The 18,823-nt window shown below is 63.1% G+C and carries 12 protein-coding genes; 5 read left to right on the top strand and 7 right to left on the bottom strand.

What is annotated here, in order from left to right; translation table 11 throughout:
- Positions 1-41: 41 nt before the first annotated feature.
- Entirely contained in the window at positions 42-1,481 is a 1,440-nt protein-coding gene (locus FFS45_RS26500; RefSeq protein WP_137957602.1) for a cytosine permease, read from the top strand.
- Entirely contained in the window at positions 1,478-2,434 is a 957-nt protein-coding gene (locus FFS45_RS26495) for a PfkB family carbohydrate kinase (RefSeq protein WP_137957601.1), read from the top strand. The genes FFS45_RS26500 and FFS45_RS26495 overlap by 4 nt, the downstream gene beginning before the upstream one ends.
- Before the next feature lie 64 nt (positions 2,435-2,498).
- Here FFS45_RS26495 and FFS45_RS26490 read toward each other — a convergent pair whose 3' ends face one another.
- The 7 genes from FFS45_RS26490 to FFS45_RS26460 are packed head-to-tail and all read right to left on the bottom strand — an operon-like array spanning position 2,499 to position 9,291.
- Entirely contained in the window at positions 2,499-3,344 is an 846-nt protein-coding gene (locus FFS45_RS26490) for a metal-dependent hydrolase (protein ID WP_137957600.1), read from the bottom strand.
- On the bottom strand, positions 3,331-4,455 hold the full coding sequence (locus FFS45_RS26485; RefSeq protein WP_137957599.1) for a sterol desaturase family protein: 1,125 nt from the start codon (positions 4,453-4,455) through the stop codon (positions 3,331-3,333). The genes FFS45_RS26490 and FFS45_RS26485 overlap by 14 nt, the downstream gene beginning before the upstream one ends.
- Positions 4,452-5,114, bottom strand: a complete 663-nt coding sequence (locus FFS45_RS26480; RefSeq protein ID WP_137957598.1) for a phosphatase PAP2 family protein — start codon at positions 5,112-5,114, stop codon at positions 4,452-4,454. The genes FFS45_RS26485 and FFS45_RS26480 overlap by 4 nt, the downstream gene beginning before the upstream one ends.
- Positions 5,111-6,400 carry a F390 synthetase-related protein gene (locus tag FFS45_RS26475; protein WP_137957597.1) on the bottom strand — a complete coding sequence of 430 codons (1,290 nt, stop codon included), beginning with the start codon at positions 6,398-6,400 and terminating at the stop codon, positions 5,111-5,113. The genes FFS45_RS26480 and FFS45_RS26475 overlap by 4 nt, the downstream gene beginning before the upstream one ends.
- Positions 6,400-7,206, bottom strand: coding sequence for an MBL fold metallo-hydrolase (locus FFS45_RS26470; RefSeq protein WP_137957596.1), 807 nt, complete (start codon positions 7,204-7,206; stop codon positions 6,400-6,402). Before FFS45_RS26470 ends, FFS45_RS26475 begins: the two co-directional genes overlap by 1 nt.
- Entirely contained in the window at positions 7,184-8,197 is a 1,014-nt protein-coding gene (locus tag FFS45_RS26465) for an NAD(P)-dependent oxidoreductase (RefSeq protein WP_137957595.1), read from the bottom strand. The genes FFS45_RS26470 and FFS45_RS26465 overlap by 23 nt, the downstream gene beginning before the upstream one ends.
- Positions 8,198-8,208: 11 nt before the next feature.
- A complete protein-coding gene (locus FFS45_RS26460; protein ID WP_137957594.1) occupies positions 8,209-9,291 on the bottom strand; it encodes an acyl-CoA desaturase in 1,083 nt (360 codons plus the stop codon).
- 442 nt (positions 9,292-9,733) lie between these two features.
- Between FFS45_RS26460 and FFS45_RS26455 the strand changes: the two genes are divergently transcribed.
- The 3 genes from FFS45_RS26455 to pbpC all read left to right on the top strand — a co-directional run bounded on the left by FFS45_RS26455 (position 9,734) and on the right by pbpC (position 18,795).
- Positions 9,734-10,111 carry a lysozyme inhibitor LprI family protein gene (locus FFS45_RS26455; RefSeq protein ID WP_137957593.1) on the top strand — a complete coding sequence of 126 codons (378 nt, stop codon included), beginning with the start codon at positions 9,734-9,736 and terminating at the stop codon, positions 10,109-10,111.
- A 128-nt stretch (positions 10,112-10,239) separates the two neighbouring features.
- Complete coding sequence (locus FFS45_RS26450; RefSeq protein ID WP_137957592.1) at positions 10,240-16,305, top strand: MG2 domain-containing protein; 6,066 nt, start codon at positions 10,240-10,242, stop codon at positions 16,303-16,305.
- Positions 16,306-16,392: 87 nt separating this feature from the next.
- Positions 16,393-18,795: a penicillin-binding protein 1C gene (pbpC, locus tag FFS45_RS26445; RefSeq protein ID WP_171029762.1), complete on the top strand. Its 2,403-nt coding sequence runs from the start codon at positions 16,393-16,395 to the stop codon at positions 18,793-18,795.
- Positions 18,796-18,823: the final 28 nt, after the last annotated feature.

Below are 18,823 nucleotides of genomic sequence, written 5' to 3'. Positions count from 1 at the left end.
TCCGTTTCGGCAGTTTCCTTCAATCTGGAGATTCGACTCAGATGGCTTCGTCACGCCCGTCAAACAGCGCTCGCCAAGTCGAGACGCGCGGTATCGAACCGGTACCGCTTGGTGAATGCAGTGGACATCCGCGCCAGCTCTTCTGGGTCTGGTTCGCGGCCAACATCAGCATTCTCGGCCTGCCGCTCGGCGCAACCCTCGTCGCCTTCCAGCATCTGGCGATCTGGCAAGCGGCGCTGGTCGCGATTATCGGCGCGGCGGGATCGTTCGCGATTGTCGGTGTGATCTCGATTGCCGGACGGCGCGGTCACGCTCCGAGTCTCACCCTGTCGCGGGCCATTTTCGGGGTGCGCGGCAACATTGGCCCGACCATCGTCTCGCTGCTGTCGCGGCTCGGCTGGGAGACGGTCAACACCACCACGGCTGCCTACGTGCTCCTCTCGCTCGCAACCATTCTGTTCGGCACGCCTGCGCAGGCCACCCAGGCGCCGGTACTCACACTCGTGTTCATTGCCGTGTTCGTCGTGCTGACGCTCATCGTCTCGGGCTTCGGCCATGCCACGCTGCTGGTGATCCAGAAGTGGTCCACCTATGTGTTCGGGGTGCTCAACTTGGTGGTGGCCGGTTTTCTCGCCACGCGCATCGATTGGCACAGCGTATTCCATGTCGCACCGGCGCCGCTCAGCGCGGTCATCATCGGCATCGGCACGATTGCGGCCGGCACCGGGATTGGCTGGGCAAATGCGGGCGCGGACATGTCGCGCTATCAGGCGCCGTCGGTCAAGGGTCCGGCTCTGGTGGCCTCGGCCGCATTCGGCGCAGGCATTCCGCTGATTCTGCTGGTCACGCTTGGCGCGTTGCTGGCGGTCGGCAACGATCAGCTCGCATCGACCTCCGATCCGATTGCCGCGATCCGCGACATGTTGCCGACCTGGATGGCGATCCCTTATCTGATCACGGCGTTCGGCGGCTTGCTGCTTTCCAACTACCTCTCAGTCTATTCGGCGGGCCTCACGACGCTGACGCTCGGCCTCAAAGTCAAACGGGTTCAGGCGGTGGTGGTGGACGTGGTGGTGATCTTCAGCGGCTCGATCTACTTTATGCTGATCGCCGGCAGCTTTTATGGTCCGTTTATCGGCTTTATCTCGTTGCTGGCTGTGCCGATTACGGCGTGGGTCGGGATTTTTGTGGTCGACCTGATCCATCGTCAGGAATACCTGGCAACTGATCTGCTGGATGTCTCGCCGCGTAGCGCATACTGGTACAAAGGCGGCGTCGAGTGGCGTGCCTTGAGTGCATGGGCGCTCGCCATCGTGCTCGGGTTCTGCTTCCTGTCGACCGGCGCCATTCATGGCGTATTCGCCAACTCGTGGCTCGGCCGCAATGGCCTTGGCTGGATTGTCACTTTCGTGATCGCAGCAGGCGTCTATGCAAGCCTGGGCGGCGCACGCCATTCGGCAAAAAACTGGAAGACAGCATGATTCAGGCAGCTCCCGCGAAGGTATGCCGATTGATTCATACCGGCCAGGTGATCGTCGATCTCGTCATGCAGATCGACGCACTGCCTGCGCCGGGGGGCGACGTGCTCGCGGCCAATGCATGTTTCGAAGTCGGCGGCGGCTTCAATGTGATGGCAGCGGCGCGTCGCAGCCATATGCGCGTGGTGTATGCCGGCGGTCATGGAAGCGGGCGTTTCGGCACGATGGCCCGCGAGGCGCTGGTGAAAGAGGGCGTGGAGATCGCCGCTCCGCAAGTGGCGGGCGAGGACACGGGCTTATGTGTGGCGCTTGTCGACGCACGTGCTGAGCGCACCTTCGTCTCGCATATCGGTGCGGAAGGTGTGCTTGAACGCAGCGTGCTGGATGGCTTGCAGGTGACACAACACGATATCGTCTATGTAAGCGGGTATAGCCTGATGCTCGCGGACAAGGCTGAAGTGCTGGTTGCGTGGCTGGAACAGTTGCCCGCCGGGACGAGGGTCGCATTCGATCCCGGCCCGCTCGTCGATGCGATTGACGGCGCGCTGCTGGAGCGTGTGTTGGTCCGCGTGTCGATCTGGACGAGCAACCGGCTGGAGGCATTGCGTTTTGCCACGACAGACGACCTCGACGCAGCGTTTGAAGCCATCGCGGCCCGCTTGCCGGACGATGCCTTGACGGTGGTGCGCGACGGCGCACACGGCTGCGAGATACGCGCATCGAGACAGCGCGATCATGTGCCCGGTTTCGCGGTGGATGCAGTCGACACCAATGGCGCCGGCGATGCTCATACCGGTGTATTTCTCGCCTTGCTGGCGAGCGGCGCAGACGCACGTACAGCGGCTACGCGTGCCAACGCAGCAGCGGCGTTGGCCGTAACGCGCCACGGTCCGGCGACGGCTCCGGATGCGAGGCAGATTGACGTGTTTCTCGACGAGCGTCGAGGCGCGGCTTGATCGGCGGATTGACGAAGTTCGACTGAAGCGCCGAGAAGGCTCCCACACCCGCCGCCTCGCGCCTCTACACTCCCTCGCGGCTGTTGCTCCACGGTACGTCTTCATTCCGGTAAGCCGCGCGCACGAGTTCGCGATTATCGTGTTGCCAGGGGTGAAAGCCAGGCGCGAACCACGCGAGCCAGTGCGGCGCGATGCGCCTGAGCGGCCCAGGCGAGCCGAAGTGATAACGCAGCAGTCTCCCCCAGCCGCGCCAGTCGGTGAGACGCCGGTCGTGTTTGACGAGGCTTATCGTCAGACTCCATGCGAGCATCGTAAAGATGGCGGTGACCCACAGCATAGCCGCGCAGCGCAACGCGTAGCGCGCAACCGGATTGCGGATCGCCGATGTGAAAACATCGAAGGCGACACCCTTGTGCTCGGTTTCTTCCACGGCGTGCCAGAGCCAGATGCGGCTCATGCGCGGATCTGCGCCCTTCAGGGTGGCCGGGTGTCGCAGCATCTGGTCTGCCAGCATCGCGGTGAAGTGTTCAAGACAGATCGTGATGGCCAGCCGTACGCGACCCGGAAGATAGCGGCGCGCAATTTCCTGCTGGCGGGCAACCTTGTGCTCGAGCGCGTCGATCGGCGCGCCCTGCGCTGCAAGGCGAGCGTTATAGCGTTGATGCTCACGCCGGTGGATCGCCTCCTGGCCGATGAACCCGGCCACTTCCCGAGCTAACGGCGTGCCGGGTGCGATGCCGTCGCGAAACAGGCAGACGCTTTCGATGAAGGCGCGCTCCCCTTCCGGAAACATGATCGACAGGGAGTCGTAGTAGCGCGTGATATGGCATTCGCCGTCCAGCCAGTGGACGGGGATATCGTCGCTCATCGGGAAATCGAGGTCGCGGCGGCGGATCTCAGGTTTGGACATACGGAGTTGCTTTCTCCTGAAGACGCAGCGTGACGATTGCGACCACGACACTATGGACGAGGAAGGCCGCGAGCAAGCTCAAGCCGAGCGGATCGCGCAGACCGAAGCACAGCGGCATGACACCCAACGACAGCGCCGCGATTGCGAGCCAGCCCACGACACCCCAGCGGCGCCCATCCGACATGCCGCCCAGCGCGAGCGTGCCGGCGAAGATCAGCGCGAAGAACACTGGTTGCCCGAATCCGGGCCACGTACCGTTGCGATGCACATAGTAGGTGACGATACCGAAGAGCAACAGGCCGCCGGTCGCGATGACGGCGTCGGACACGGCCAGGCGCCGCCCACCGGTGAGGCGCGGCAGGCGCAGGCCGGCGTAGCGCAGCACCGGCACCGTGTTCGCCCAGAACGGATTGGTCGAAGCAGTGGGCGTGGCGACGCCGTACTCGATCGGCACACCTGGCAGTTCACGCTGAAACGTGCCGAACAGCTTGTCCCAGATCAGGAAGGTGCCGCCGAAATTGCGGTCGCGATACTCGCGGTTGTGCCCGTGATGCACGCGATGATTGGCGGGCGTCACCAGGAACCGGTCCAGCCATCCGGAGCGGCCCACGATGCCGTTGTGGTTATAGAACTGCACCGTGTAGTGCAGCGTCGACACGGCGATGAAGATCTCGAGCGGCACGCCTATCAGCGCCAGCGGAATCGAAGTAAACGGCAACGTGGTGAGCGACGAGTACCACGAGTTACGGATGCCTAGCGAGAGATTGAAGTGCTCGCCTTCATGATGCACGACGTGAACAGCCCACAGCACCGCGAACGAGTGATGCAGCCGATGCATCCAGTAGAACCCAAGGTCCCACGCGAGGATCGCAAAGAGCCACACGGCAGCGGGATGCCAGCGATCGAGCCAGTGCAGGCTGAAGTGCGTGAGAATCCACGCAAACACGGCGACTTCGACGCCCCTGAAGAACCACATCAGGATATGCCCGGAGTTCAGATTCAGGATCACGTCGCGCCACGGAATGGCCACACCGCGCTTTGCATGCGAGTACCACAACTCCACCAGCACGCAGGCCAGCGTGATGAGGAACGGAACGGCCATTGCATTCATGATTCGCTTTCCAGGGGGCTCTCGAACGCGGCGTTGGCGTTGGCGTGGGTAGACGTGACAGCCATGGACGATCCGCGCCGCCGACGTACATACGCAACGAGGCAGCCGCTCGCGCAACCGAGCAAGACTCCGGCGCCGAGATCGATCGCGAGGTGACGGCGTGTCTGGATTACCGACCAGCCGATGCCCAGCCCCCACAGAACGGCAAGCACACTGCGCATGGGTTTGCGGCGACTGCAAAGTGCCGCGACACACAACAAGGTCAGCGCGCCATGCAATGAGGGAAAACAGTTTTGCGCAGAGTCCGAAGCAATCAGGCCATTCAGCACAGACGCGCCTGCTGCGCCGGCCGGAATCCGCGGATAGACCAGCGTGGTCGGCCACAGCACGAAGACGATTGCGGATACCAGTGCGCACAGTTGCATCGAACGGGCCAGATTGCGCACGCGCTTCGGCTCGGTGGTCAGAAAGGCGAGCGGAACGAGCAGGAAGAACGACAGGTACAGCCAGATTCCTGCCGGGTCGAACGGAATCAGGCGGTCGAGCGCGGTCTCGGGAAGTATGCTCGGGGCGCCGGAGACCAGGCGGCCAGTCGTGTAGGCCACGCCGACCGAGCCCCAGCCCAGCACCATGAACCGCAGGCGAGCAAGCAAGGTCATCGGCGTGTCTCGTAGCGTCGGGTAATGCGCCGGCGTTTGGCGCTGTAATCGGTTGCGGGCAGGCACGCGTGCAATTCCCACTGCAGACGAGCTGCCGCGACGCCCACGCGCTCCAGATAGACGTTCAGGTCAGCCTGGTACTGCGTGAGCGGCGCACCCGCTGCATCGACGTAGAGCGCGAGCGACGCGGGGCCGGTTTGTACCAGCCGGTAATCGGCGGAGCGCGGCAGGGTTTGCGCAAGCGCGCGCGACAGGCCATCAGCGAATACTTCCACTTCCGTACCGCCTGCACCCGGCAGGCGCAGCAGGTCGTCGCAGCGTCCTTCGATGCGCTCCAGCGCCATCTCACGGCTGTTGCACGGGCAGGGCGTCGAGCGCCGCACCAGAATGTCGTCCAGCCGGTAACGCACAATCGGCTGCGTGACGCGCGTGAAGTCCGTAATCACCGGGACAAAGCGCGTGTCGTCGAGCCATTGCGGCTCGACGTGAATATGCGCTTCGTTCAGATGCAGTGTGCCATGGGCACACGTGGCCGCCAGAAAGCCTTCGGTAGCCTGATAGACCTCACCGACGGTTCCGAGTGAGGCGCCGATCAGCGCCTTGTCGAGCGGATCGAGCACTTCGGCGCCTGAGATGACCTTGTTGGGCTTGATCGTCAGGTGTCGTGCGGCTGTGGCAAGCGCGAGACTTCGCAACACCTGGGCCGGCCCGACCACAATGGTCGGGTCATAGCGGTTCAACCGTTCGAAATGCGACTCGAACGGTTCGAACAGATCGAAGAATTCAAACGAAAGCCACGGATTGCGCACCGATGCATACAGATTGTTATTGGCGCGCAGAAACAGCGCTACCCGTTCGCCATGAAAGAGTCCGCGCGGCAGAAGCTTGGCGAGCAATACGCCGGCCCACTTGGCCTGCTCTTGCGGACTCACGACGAACACGCCGCGCGATCCCGAGGTGCCAGTCGACAAGCCCACGCTATAGCCGTTCACGGTAGCCTTGAAATCGCGCGACTGTTCCGCCTGCATCGCGCAGGCGAGCACGTCGTCGAGTTTTAGCCCAGCGGTGTTGATGCGGTCGAAGTGCTCCATCATCACCGCCTTGTTCATCAGCGGCCATGCTTGCAGCGGCTGCGGGAGATACTGCGAGAACCACGGGCTGCGCACCAGGTGCTGCTCGATGAAATGGCTCAGGCGGCGCTGTTGATACTGTTCGAGCGCCGTGCGGCTTGCGAAGCGCAGGCGTCGCGTTTGCCAATACGACCAGAGCGTTTCCGGCAGCCGCATTACAATGCTCCTTCGTGCGTAAGGCAGATCTTCGCGCGGCCGCCTTTGTGCAGCGCATTCAGGTCTCGCAGGGTTTGATGATACTCAGCGGGACTGTCCATGATGGCGTGAGCGATTACCGAAGGCCCAACCAGCTGCTGATAGCTCTTCGGCGACCATGCCGCATCCGACGCGAGCAGTACCCAGCCCTCGGCCGTATTGACGAAGGCGCCGAGGTGGCCGGCGGCGTGCCCGGGCAGCTCAATCAGGATTACTTCCGAATTCGCGCCCGGCAGCCCGAAGCCCTCGCGAAACGGGGCAAGCTCAGCCGGCAGCGAAACCCGCTCGAAGCTTTCGATAAACACGGTGGATGACTCGAAGTCGGGCGGAATCAGCCCCGGCACGAAGCCCTTGCGCAGTGCTCCGATGCCACGCAACACGCGGGTCGCGCTCCAGCCGGCGCCTGACAGGTAGGTCGGCACGCCTTGCAGATCGCGCAAACCCGCAACATGGTCGCCGTGGAAGTGCGACAGAATCACCGCGGTCAGGTCGCGCGGCTGCATGCCGTGCGCTTTCAACTGACTGGCCACCGCTTCTTTCGACTCGAAATAAACGGGTGTGACGCGCCGGTACAGCGAAAACAGGCCGCTTTTCGTGTGGTCATAGAAGTGCTGCGCGTAACCGGTATCCCATAGCCACCGTCCGCGCGCCGTTTCGATCAGATACGCGCGTGAAGGAAACTGGCAGGTTGCGAAGCCCGCGCCTTTTAGCGCCATGCACGCCATGTGCGTGCAATAGCCGGCTTCAAAAACCGTAATTGTCGCCATGTGCCTTGATCCAGTTGGCCGTCTGTTCGATGCTTTGCTCGAGCGTCCAGAGCGGCTGGTAGCCGAGCGTCGCTTGCGCTGCGCGCGTGCTGAGCGTCATGTCGTAGTTCAATGCGCCAACGCTGTAGCGCGTCAGGAGCGGTTCGCGTCCACTGACCGAGGCCCAGCCCTGCATTGCGCGGGCGGCGAGGTCCAGGACCGGATAGGGCACGTTCTTGATGCGGTAGGCGATGCCGAGCCGCGCCAGCAAGGCGTCGAGCACCTCGCGCAGGGAAGTCGGCTGGCCGTTGGTGATGTTGAAGACGTCGCCTGAGCGGACCTGTGCGGAGGTGGTGGCCAGATGCATGGCGTGCACCACGTTGCCTGCATAGGTCAGGTCGAGCTTCGCGGCGCCGCCACGCGGCAGCGGCAATTGGCCGCCGCGCTCGCGCAACAGCCGCAGCATGCGCGGCAGCAGCACGCGGTCGTGTGGACCGAAAATGGCACGTGGCCGCAGCATGACGAAGGTGGTGTTCGGATGTGTACCGGCGGCTTCGCGAATCACGTCCTCGGCCTGGGCCTTGGTGCTCGCATAGTGGTTGACGTAGCGCGCCGGGCGAAAGCTTTCGTCGATATCGAGGCGGTGCGTGAAGTCGAAATAGAGCGAAGGTGTCGAGATATGCACGAAGCGGCGCACGCCGTTGGCAACCGCCGCCTGCACGAGGTGCGAAGTGGCCTGCACATTGGCCGCATGAAAATCGCGCCACGCGCCCCATGGCGACGAGAGCGCCGCGCAGTGCCAGACCGTGTCGACGTCTTGCAGCAGGGGCTGGAGGGCAGCGACGCGGGCGCTGGCGAGATCGAGCGGGGCAAACTCCATGCCTTGCGCGCGCAACGCCTCGCCTTCCGCACGATTGCGGCCGGTGGCGCGCACCGAGTCACCTCGCTGTGCCAGAAAGGCGGCCGCGTTGCGGCCTAGTCCGCTGGTTGCACCCGTGACGAGGGTGGTCATGTTGAACTCATTCAAGGATTTCCGGGCGGCTGTCCCATCTGTCTGAGGAAGCGCTGCTGGCTCGCAAGCAGTTCAGCGTATCCGATGGCCCGATAAGGCAACCCATGTTGCTGCGCAAGTCTTTCCACGATGCGCGCAATGGCAGCATAGTGCCGGTGGCCGTAGCCAGGGAACAGATGATGAGTCAGGTGGTGATTGAGGCCGCCGAGCCACGCGCCGATAAAAGCCGGCCGTGTGACCCAGTCGCAGCAGGTCAGGAAAGCGTGCTCGTCGCGGGTGTGCGGCAGGCGGCCGCTGCCGGGCAGCAGGTAGAACTGCGTCTCTGCCCAATGCGTGCCGAGGATCAGCATCAAGAGGATGCATGAAGCAAGGGTTTGGCCCGCCACATAGGCGGCGAACACCGTACCGTAGCCGACGGTGTGACCCTGTAGTGCGAGCGGCAGCAACAGGAACACGCCGAAGTGAATCAGCTTCGAGGCGATGAACACGACCCAGCCGCGCAAGCCGGGTAGCAGCCGGTCTTGCGCGAGCGGTGTTTTGCCGAGGCGATCCGACCAGTCGTAGATCCAGTTGATATAGGGCAGCGAGAGGGCGGCAATGGCCGGCCAATAATAATGCTGGAAGCGGAAATGCGGATACCACGCCTGAAACGGCGTTTGCCGCAGAAAGATATTGGCCTCGGTGTCGAGATCGTGATGCTCGATGTTCGGATAAGCGTGGTGATAGAACACATGGCGCGCTTGCCAGTAAGCCGGCTCGATGCCGAGCGGCAGCGTGACCGCTCGCATGACCAGTGTGTTCAGCCATCTGAAGCGTGATAGCGCGCCATGCGATGCATCATGCATTGAATTGACCGAAAGCATCACGGCCGCCAGGAACATGCCGATGTAAGAGGCGAGAAACGCGGCGGCGTTGCCGGCACGCAAGCACGTCACGAACAACACACAGGCGAGTGCCAGCAGGCTGCCCGCCTTGAGCCAGGTCAGCGCGTTGCCGAAGCGATGATCCAGTTCGCTTGCGAGGTAAGCGGCAACTTCGCGGCGCAGTTCGGATGAAAACGGCGAAGTGCTGGACGGGAGGTAGTGCGGGCGCATTCGGTCAGGCCGGACTCGGCAATCGTCACAATCATTAGCGACAATGGTTCTATCATACGTGCCGCGCTTCAGCAAATAAGATGTTTTGAAATTTGCCATAAATTGTAAAACGGTTGCATAAATCCATTACTCACTCGTTAACTACTCGTGGTGGGTTCACAGAAAGCGGAAAAGCGTTTACCTTTCGTGCTCGCGCATGCATTCACATGCGCGCATGGCTGCCGCAGCACAGCGCGATGACTACCGTTATCGGCGCGAGACAAGCGCTCGGCGGACGCTCCTGAATTGACACAACCCGGTATGCCTGACTCGCACTCGTCAGTGATCGAGTGCGCTCGGCTGAGCGGGTTTGAACTTGCGTCGGGCGTGGATTATCCGCTGCCCGTGGAACTGGCCAAGTAACAGTAAAAAGTTTCTCCTCAATTAAAAGGATGCATTGAGCATGAAAAAAATCGCCCTACCTTTACTGCTGGCTGCTTTTTCAATGACGGCTTATGCGGCCGGCTGCGGCAAGCCCCGCAATGCATTTGACCAGGTCTATTGCTCGAGCACCCAGTTCGCTCAGGCCGACCGCGATCTGAACCAGCAATACGATCGCGTCAAGCAGGCGCTGCAACCGGCGGAGCAGGCCACGCTCAAGCATGGGCAACTGGCGTGGCTTAGCCAGCGCGACGCCAAGTGCAGCCTTGAAAAAGACGAGGGTTATTTCGTTAATCTCCAGTGCGCAACGGACCTGACGCAGCAGCGCATTGCTTTCCTGCGCGAGCGTGAACGCGAATGCACGAGCACCGGTTGCGTGGACGAGAAACTGGGCGAATAAGCGGTTTGAGCGGTGCGGGGTGTCGCCGCGCCGCGCACCGGCCACACGAGTAGAAATTCAACCGTAATAGCAAGAGCAAAAAAGAAACGGGGATAAGAGCTCGCATGCTTATCCTGGGAAGGGGAAGCATGGATATTCTGCGATTTCTATTCGTCCTGCCGCTGCGTTTGCTGCGCGGCCTGTTGCGCCTCATCGTGATGGTCTTGCGGCCGGTCTTCGGCAGCGTCTCATGGTCGGCCCCGGCATGGGCGCCGGCGTTGGGCGCGGCGATCCGCCGCCGCCCCCGGCACTTTGCCGGCGGTGTGCTCGGCGCCGCCGTGCTGGCCGCGGCAGCGTGGGGCGGCTGGCACTGGTATGTAAATCGCCCGAAGCCCGTTGAGCCGGAACGCATCACCTTCCAGGCCAAGGTGCCCGCCGTCACGGACTATGTGCAGGCGGACGGCAGTCCGAAGATCACGATTCATCCGCTGGAAGTGGACTTCTCGCGCTCGGCCGCGCCCATCGAGCTGGTCGGCAAGACGGTCACCAAAGGCATCACCATGAAGCCGGCGCTCAAAGGCGAGTGGAGCTGGGCGGACGATCACACGCTGCGCTTCGTGCCCGCCGCCGACTGGCCGGTGGGCGCGCATGTCGAGGTGGACTTCGATATCAAGCAAACCTTCGCCCCGCACGTGCTGATGGCAGACGATCATCTGGCCTTCGACCTCGCGCCGTTTACCGCCAAGGCCGGCAATGCCGAGTTCTATCAGGACCCGCAGAACGCGACGGCGAAGAAAACCATCATGCCGGTGAGCTTCAACTACCCGGTCGATACGGCGCAATTCGAAAAACGCATCTCGCTGGCGCTGGCAGGCAGCGACGGCAAGTTCAATACACCGCTCAAATTCACGGTCACCTACGACGCCCCCAAGCTGAACGCGTGGGTCCACTCGCAGCCGCTCGATTTGCCGCGCGACGACGGGGCCGTGCAACTGACGCTCGATAGCGGCGTGCGCAGCTCGCGCGGCGGCGCGGGCACCAAGGACCCGTTGACATCGGTGGTGCGGGTGCCGGGTCTGTATAGCCTCGAAGTGAAGAGCGTGAGTCCGACGCTGGTCGATAACGACCGCTATGAACCCGAACAGGTGCTCGTCACCGAAATCAGCGGCGCGGTGCGCGGCAGCGACCTGAACGGCCTGATCAAGGCCTGGGTGCTGCCCAAGCGCAAGGAAGGCGTCGATCAGAAAGACGATGATCCGCCGTATGAGTGGGACAGTGCCGACGTGAGCGAGGGTGTGCTGAAGAAATCGCAACCGCTCGCGCTCGAACTGGTGCCTACCGAAAACGAATTCGCCGAACTGCAAAGCTTCAAATTCCATGCGGAGCCGGGCCAACGCGTCTATGTGCGGATTGCCCCTGGATTGAAGTCGTTTGGCGGCTACATGCTCGGCAAGCCCTCGGTTCAGACTTTCACCGTACCCGACTATCCGAAGCTGCTGCACTTCATGGCGGACGGCTCGCTGCTGTCGTTGAGCGGCAGCAAGCGGATCTCGGTCGTGTCGCGCAACCTGCCCGGCATGCAACTGGAAATCGGGCGCGTGTTGCCGGACCAGTTGCAGCATCTGGTGAGCTTCAATCAGGGCAGCTATACGCAGCCTGAGCTCGGTTATAACTTCAGCGAAGATCACATCGTTGAGCGCTTCGAGCAGAAGCGCGTGTTTCCGAAGGCGGGGCCCGGCCAGGCGCATTACGAGGGCGTGGATCTCGGTCAATATCTGAAGGACGGCAAGCGCGGCGTGTTCCTGTTGCATCTGTCGGCCTACGATCCGGTCGCGGAGAAGAAAAAGGCCGATAAGGCCGCGCAGGCGAAGGATCAGGGGTCGGGCGGCGACGCCCGCGCTAGCGACAACTCGGGCGACAGCAACGGCGATGACAACAGTGGTGACAACAGCGACAGCAGCAGCGACGACCAGTCGCCGACCGACACGCGCATGATCGTGGTCACGGACCTGGGCATGCTGGTCAAGCGTGCGCTCGATGGCAGCCAGGACGTGTTCGTGCAGTCGATCCATACCGGCCAGCCGGTTGGCGGCGCAACCGTGTCGGTGCTGGCGTTGAACGGGCAGACGCTTTACACCCAGGATACGACGGCCGACGGCGTGGTGCACTTCCCGACCTTCAAGGGACTGGACCACGAGAAGAAGCCGATGCTGTACGTCGTGAAGAAGGACGAGGATCTTTCGTTCCTGCCGGTGGGCGGCCAGGATCGCCAGCTCGACTTCTCGCGCTTCGACGTGGGCGGCGAGCGCAACCCGACCCGTGAAGGCCAGTTGTCCGCGTATCTGTTCTCGGATCGCGGCATCTACCGGCCGGGCGATCTGTTCCATATCGGCCTGATCGTGCGGGCGGCGAGCTGGGCGCATAGCCCCTCCGGCGTGCCGCTGCAGGCGGAAATCGTCGATCCGCGCGGCATGACGGCCAAACGCATGCCGATTGCCGTCGACGACTCCGGCTTTAGCGAGCTCTCGTACACGCCTTCGGAAACGGCGCCTACCGGCACGTGGACGGTGAACCTCTATATCGTCAAGAACGGCAAGACGGATGCGCCGATCGGCTCGACCACCGTGCAGGTGAAGGAGTTCTTGCCGGACCGCATGAAGGTGGAGGCCAGGCTTTCGCAGCAGGTGGCCGAGGGTTGGGTCAAGCCCGATCAACTGAAGGGCCTGGTCGACGCGCAGAATCTGTTCGGCACGCCCGCGGCCGACCGGCGCGTGGAGGCATCCTTGACGCTGCGCCCGGTATGGCCGGAATTCCGCAGTTGGCAGGACTATCACTTCTTCGACGTGCGGCGCGCGAAGGAGGGTTACACGACCAATCTGCAGGACGGCAAGACCGACGACAAGGGGCATGCCGAGTTCGACCTCGACCTCAAGAAATACGCCGATGCGACCTATCAGCTCTATTTCCTGACCAAGGCGTATGAGGCCGAGGGCGGCCGCAGCGTGGCGGCGAATGCGCAGACGCTGGTTTCTAGTGACGACTGGCTGGTGGGCTACAAGTCGGTGGACGATCTGGACTACGTGAAGCGCGGCAGTCCGCGGACCGTGCGCCTCGTTGCCATCAATCCGCAGGCCAAGTCGATCGATCTGAAGGACCTGAAGGCGCAACTGGTGGAGCGGCGCTATGTCTCGGTGCTGACCAAGCAGGATTCGGGTGTCTACAAGTACGACTCGCGCCTGAAGGAAGTGCCGGTCAGCGAGAATCCGCTGACCATCCCGGCGGCCGGTCTGGACTACACGCTGCCGACCGACAAGCCGGGTAACTACGCGCTCATCATTCGGAGTGCCGATCGAACCGAAGTGAACCGGGTCGAGTATTCGGTGGCGGGAGACGCCAATGTGTCGCGCTCGCTGGACCGCAATGCGGAGTTGCAGATCAACCTGAGCAAGCACGATTACGCCCAGGGCGAGCCGGTGGAGATCGCGATTCGCGCGCCTTATGCGGGCAGCGGCCTGATCACGATCGAGCGCGACAAGGTCTACGCACATGCCTGGTTCCATGCCGACACCACCAGTTCCGTGCAGCACATCACCGTGCCGCCGGGCTTTGAGGGCAACGGCTATATCAACGTGCAGTACATCCGCGATCCGTCGTCGGACGAGATTTTCATGAGCCCGCTGAGCTACGGCGTCGTGCCGTTCTCGGTGAACATGGACGCGCGCCGCAATCCGTTGACGCTCGACGCACCGGCGCTCGTCAAGCCGGGGCAGACGGTCACGTTCAAACTGCATGCGGGGCACCCGACCAAGGCCGTGGTGTTCGCCGTGGACGAAGGCATCCTGCAGGTTGGCCGCTACAAGCTGGGCGATCCGCTGAAGTTCTTCTTCCGTAAGCGCATGCTCGAAGTGGGCACCTCGCAGATTCTCGATCTGATCCTGCCGGACTTCGAGAAGCTGATGGCCATGGCGGCGCCCGGCGGCGATGCGGATGACGCGATCGGCAGCCAGCTCAATCCGTTCAAGCGCAAACGCGACAAGCCGGTGGTGTACTGGTCCGGCATTGTCGACGTGGATGGCGAGAAGGACGTGAGCTATACCGTGCCCGACTACTTCAACGGCAAGCTGCGGGTGATGGCGGTTTCGGTGTCGCCGGATCTGGTGGGTACCGTCGAAGCGGCTACCACGGTGCGCGGCGACTTCGTGTTGTCGCCGAACGTGCCCACCACGCTTGCCCCCGGCGACGAGGCCGAGGTTAGCGTGGGCGTTGCCAACAACCTCACGGGTCTCGGCGACAAGCCCGTGCCGGTGACGGTGGCGCTGAAGACCGGTCCGCAGCTTCAGGTGCTCGGCAATGCATCGCAGAGTCTGAATCTCGCGCCGATGCACGAGGGCGTGGCGATCTTCCGCGTCAAGGCAACCGAAACGCTAGGCTCGGGCAATCTGAGCTTCAGTGCCCGCTATGGCGGCAAGTCGGCGACGCAGAGCCTCGACCTCTCCGTGCGACCCGCGTCGGCGTATCGCGCCCAGGTTGACATCGCCCGCGTCGGTGCGAACAGCAACACGGATCTGTCGGGCTTGCGCAAGATGTACGACGCGTACGCTTCTCGCGATGCGAGCATTTCGACGGTGCCGGTGGTGCTGTCGCAGGGCTTGACGTCCTGGCTTGTCAACGTGCAGAACTACTGCAGCGAGCAGATCGTCAGTTCGGCCATGCCACGCCTTGTGGCCTCGAAGTGGCCGTCGGTGCCGGCGCTCACGCATGTCCTGCAGCCCGCCAATGGCGATCCGCAGCAGACCAATGACCAGGCGTTGGCGCAAATGCTCGACGTGCTGCGCTCGCGGCAGAACAGCCAGGGTGGCTTTGGTCTGTGGTCCGCGACGCCGGATGCGGAGCCGTTCGTCTCGGCATACGCGATGCATTTCCTGCTGGAAGCGCGCGACCGGGGCGTAGCGGTGCCGAACGACATGCTCGACGCAGGCAACCAGTATCTGCACCAGCTCGCAAGCGACGACAGCATCGATACGCTCGATCTGCTGCGTCAGCGCGCCTATGCGGTGTATTTGCTGACGCGCCAGGGAAATGTGACGACCAACGATCTCGCCGCGGTGCAAAAGCGTTTGCAGGAGGCGTTCCCGAACGACTGGAAGAACGACCTCGCGGCGGCATGGCTGGCCGCTTCCTATGAACTGCTCAAGCAGGACAAGGAGGCCAACGCGCTGATCGCCGGGCCGCAGCGCGAACTTGAAGGCAAGCAGGACGCCGCGAGCTTCGATTACGGCTACTACACCGATCCGCTGACCCGCGATGCGAGCGTGCTCTACCTGTTGTCGAAGTACTTCCCCGAGCGGGCCAAGGCGCTGTCGCCACAGGTGATGGAGAACATTGCGGGACCGCTGGCGCGTAACGAGTTCAACACGTTGTCGTCGGCCATGACCGTGCTCGCGCTCGACGCTTACGCGACCACGAACTCGGTTGGCGTGGACAAGCTGGCAATCGACGAAGTGCACGCGGACGGCAGCACCAAGGTGATTTCGACGCTGCAGGGCAACCTGTTGCAGTCGGGTAGCTGGAGTGCGGCGGCGACGCGGCTGCGCTTCGTCAACGGCAGCAGCCTGCCGGCGTGGCGCGTGACCAGCCAGACGGGTTACGACCGCGGCGTGCCGGACAAGGCGATCAAGAATGGTCTCGAGATCGTGCGCGACTACACCGACACCGACGGCAAACCGCTCGACAAGATCACGCTCGGCGAGGAGATCGAGGTCCACGTGAAAATTCGCGCCACCAGCGACGATGGCGTGGACAACGTAGCAATTGTCGATCTGCTGCCAGGCGGCTTCGAGCCGGTGATCGAACCGCCGCCGGCTCCGAGCCAGTCCGACGATAGCAATAATGGCCAGAGCGGCCAGGGGGATCAAGGCGACCAGGCCAACCAGAGCGGCGATAGCGACGCAAGCGATGCGCAACCCGCACCGTGGCACTCGCCGATCGGCCTCGCGAGTTCGACCTGGCAGCCCGAGTACGCCGATATCCGCGAAGATCGCGTCGTGATCTACGGAACTGCGACGAAGGACGTCAAGGAGTTCGTGTATCGCATCAAGGCCAGCAATGCCGGCAAGTTCCTCGTCCCGCCGGCGTTCGGCGAGTCGATGTACGATCGCCGGATTCAGGCTCGCTCGCCGGGCGGCGCCATGCTCACGGTGGTGCGCACGCCCTGAATCTCGCGGCCACACGTCCAGCGCGAAAGCGCATGACGTGTGGCCCGGCAGGCGGCTCCGTTCCTGTTTTCTGCGAATTTCCCCATCGTGTCTTTATTTCGTTCCTTGCTGCAAGCGTGCGGCGGCTGGCTTCAGCGCTGGCAGAACTGGCTGGTTGGCGCGCTGCTCGTCGTGGGCGTGCTGGTGGGTTGCCGCCTGTGGCCGCATCCGTCGCTGCAAAGCTGGAAGCCTTCCTCCACGGCGGTCTATGACGATCGCGGCCGGCTGCTGCGTCTGACGCTCGCGAGCGACGACCGTTTCCGCTTGTGGGTGCCGCTCAAGGACATGTCGCCGCAACTGGTGGACGCCGTGTTGCTGCACGAGGACCGTTGGTATCGCTGGCATCCCGGCTTCAATCCCTACGGTCTGGCGCGTGGTGCGTGGGTCACCTATGTGCGGCACGGTAACCGCCAGGGCGGCTCGACTATCACCATGCAGTTGGCGCGCTCGCTGTGGCAGCTCAATACGCGCACGCCGTGGGGCAAGCTCAAGCAGGTGGGCCGCGCGATTCAGCTTGAGCTGTTTTACTCGAAAGAGCAGATTCTCGAGGCCTATCTGAACGACGCGCCGTACGGCCGCAACGTCGAAGGAGCCGGTGCGGCCAGTATTGCGTATTTCAACAAGTCGGTGGGTGAGCTGAGCTTGCCGGAGGCGTTGACGCTCGCGGTGATTCCGCAGGATCCGGCGCGCCGTTTGCCGAGCGTGCCCACACAGGGGGCCGCCGGCGCCGATACGGTGATCAACCGGCAGCTCGCGACTTCACGCAATCGTCTTTACGCACGCTGGCTGACGACTCATCCCCAGGATGCCGCACTCAAGCCGTTGTTTGCGCTGCCCCTGAATATCCGGCCGTTGTCGCGCCTGCCGTTCGAAGCGCCGCATGCGGTGGAGCAGGTTCTGGCGGCGCGGCGAATGGACAGCGACGACCGCGAATCGCGCATACGGACCACACTCGATCTGGACCTGCAGCATATTCTCGAGCGGCAGATTGCCCGCTATGTTGCGCGTAACAATGCGATCGGGATTCGCAACGCGTCGGCCATGCTGGTCGATACGCGCGATATGGGCATCAAGGCACTGGTCGGCTCGGCGGACTATTTCAACCGCTCGATACAAGGTCAGGTTAACGGAACGTTGGCACGGCGCTCTCCGGGCTCGGCACTCAAACCGTTCATCTACGCGCTGGGATTCGATCAGGGCGTGCTGCATCCACAGACCGTGCTGCGCGACGTGCCCACCTCGTTCGGCCCCTACACGCCGGAGAATTTCGACGGCCACTTCCTCGGGCCGATCACTGCCACCGATGCGCTGAACCGCAGCCGCAATATTCCGGCGGTGTGGGTAGCCTCGCAACTGCATGAACCCGATCTGTATCAGTTCCTGCAGCAAGCGGGCATCGGGCACATGGCGAGTGAACAGCACTACGGACTTGCGCTGGTGCTCGGCGGCGGCGAAGTCACCATGCAGGAACTGGCCGGCCTCTACGCAATGCTCGCCAATCGCGGCGAACTGAGACCGCTGCGCCTGCGCGCGAGCGATCCTCAGGTAGCTGGCACGCGCATGCTTAGCGACGAGGCCAGCTTCATGGTGATGGACATGTTGCGCCAGCATCTGCGGCCGGACGAGACCACCGGCGCACAGCCGTCGCATCTGCCGGTGTACTGGAAGACGGGTACGTCATGGGCGTTTCGCGATGCGTGGACCGCGGGCGTGTTCGGCCCTTACGTGCTGGTGGTCTGGGTGGGCAATTTCGACAGCACCGGTAATCCGGCATTCGTCGGTGTGGATGCCGCGGCGCCACTGTTCTTTCAGATCGTCGATGGGCTGGAAGCCGAACGTGCGCAACTGGCCGAACCGTACCGGCCCAAACCGGCGAATCTCAAGCGTGTGCAGATCTGTCTGGCTAGCGGCGACTTGCCTAACCAGTGGTGCCCGCAACGTGGCTGGACCTGGTTCATCCCAGGCAAATCGCCGATTCGCGTGAGCAATGTGCACCGGCCCGTGGTGATCGACGATGCGACGGGCCTGCTGGCCTGTCCGCCCTATGCGGGCAAGAACACGCATGAGGAGGTGTACGAGTTCTGGCCTTCCGATCTGCAGCAGGTGTTCGCGCAAGCGGGTATTCCGCGCCGCAAGCCGCCGCAGAACCCGGCGTGCCGCGATGCCGGTGCGCCCAATGGCGACCCGCCGCAGATCACGTCACCGGTGCGCGGCAGCGTCTATACGATGCGCCTGAAGCAGCTCGGCCAGGAGCGGATTGCCTTTAACGCGAACACCGATGCCGACGCGCACGCGCTGTACTGGTTCGTCAACGACGCCTATGTGGGCCGCAGCGATCCTGGTGCGGCGTTGTACTGGCAACCACGTACCGCGGGGAGTTATACGGTGCGGGCGATCGACGATCACGGCCGGATCGATCAGCGGATGCTTGAGGTGAGTTTGATCGAGTAGGGGATCGGGGCGCCGGCCGCGCGACATG

Origin of the sequence: Burkholderia sp. 4M9327F10, from assembly GCF_005503145.1 — a bacterium.
Classification (GTDB): domain Bacteria; phylum Pseudomonadota; class Gammaproteobacteria; order Burkholderiales; family Burkholderiaceae; genus Paraburkholderia.
This window is presented reverse-complemented; position numbering and strand designations above follow the sequence as displayed.

Coding starts and splice junctions, on each gene's coding strand:
- FFS45_RS26500 (WP_137957602.1), top strand. CDS start 42: ATGGCTTCGTCACGCCCGTCAAACAGCGCTCGCCAAGTCGAGACGCGC.
- FFS45_RS26495 (WP_137957601.1), top strand. CDS start 1,478: ATGATTCAGGCAGCTCCCGCGAAGGTATGCCGATTGATTCATACCGGC.
- FFS45_RS26490 (WP_137957600.1), bottom strand. CDS start 3,344: ATGTCCAAACCTGAGATCCGCCGCCGCGACCTCGATTTCCCGATGAGC.
- FFS45_RS26485 (WP_137957599.1), bottom strand. CDS start 4,455: ATGAATGCAATGGCCGTTCCGTTCCTCATCACGCTGGCCTGCGTGCTG.
- FFS45_RS26480 (WP_137957598.1), bottom strand. CDS start 5,114: ATGACCTTGCTTGCTCGCCTGCGGTTCATGGTGCTGGGCTGGGGCTCG.
- FFS45_RS26475 (WP_137957597.1), bottom strand. CDS start 6,400: ATGCGGCTGCCGGAAACGCTCTGGTCGTATTGGCAAACGCGACGCCTG.
- FFS45_RS26470 (WP_137957596.1), bottom strand. CDS start 7,206: ATGGCGACAATTACGGTTTTTGAAGCCGGCTATTGCACGCACATGGCG.
- FFS45_RS26465 (WP_137957595.1), bottom strand. CDS start 8,197: ATGACCACCCTCGTCACGGGTGCAACCAGCGGACTAGGCCGCAACGCG.
- FFS45_RS26460 (WP_137957594.1), bottom strand. CDS start 9,291: ATGCGCCCGCACTACCTCCCGTCCAGCACTTCGCCGTTTTCATCCGAA.
- FFS45_RS26455 (WP_137957593.1), top strand. CDS start 9,734: ATGAAAAAAATCGCCCTACCTTTACTGCTGGCTGCTTTTTCAATGACG.
- FFS45_RS26450 (WP_137957592.1), top strand. CDS start 10,240: ATGGATATTCTGCGATTTCTATTCGTCCTGCCGCTGCGTTTGCTGCGC.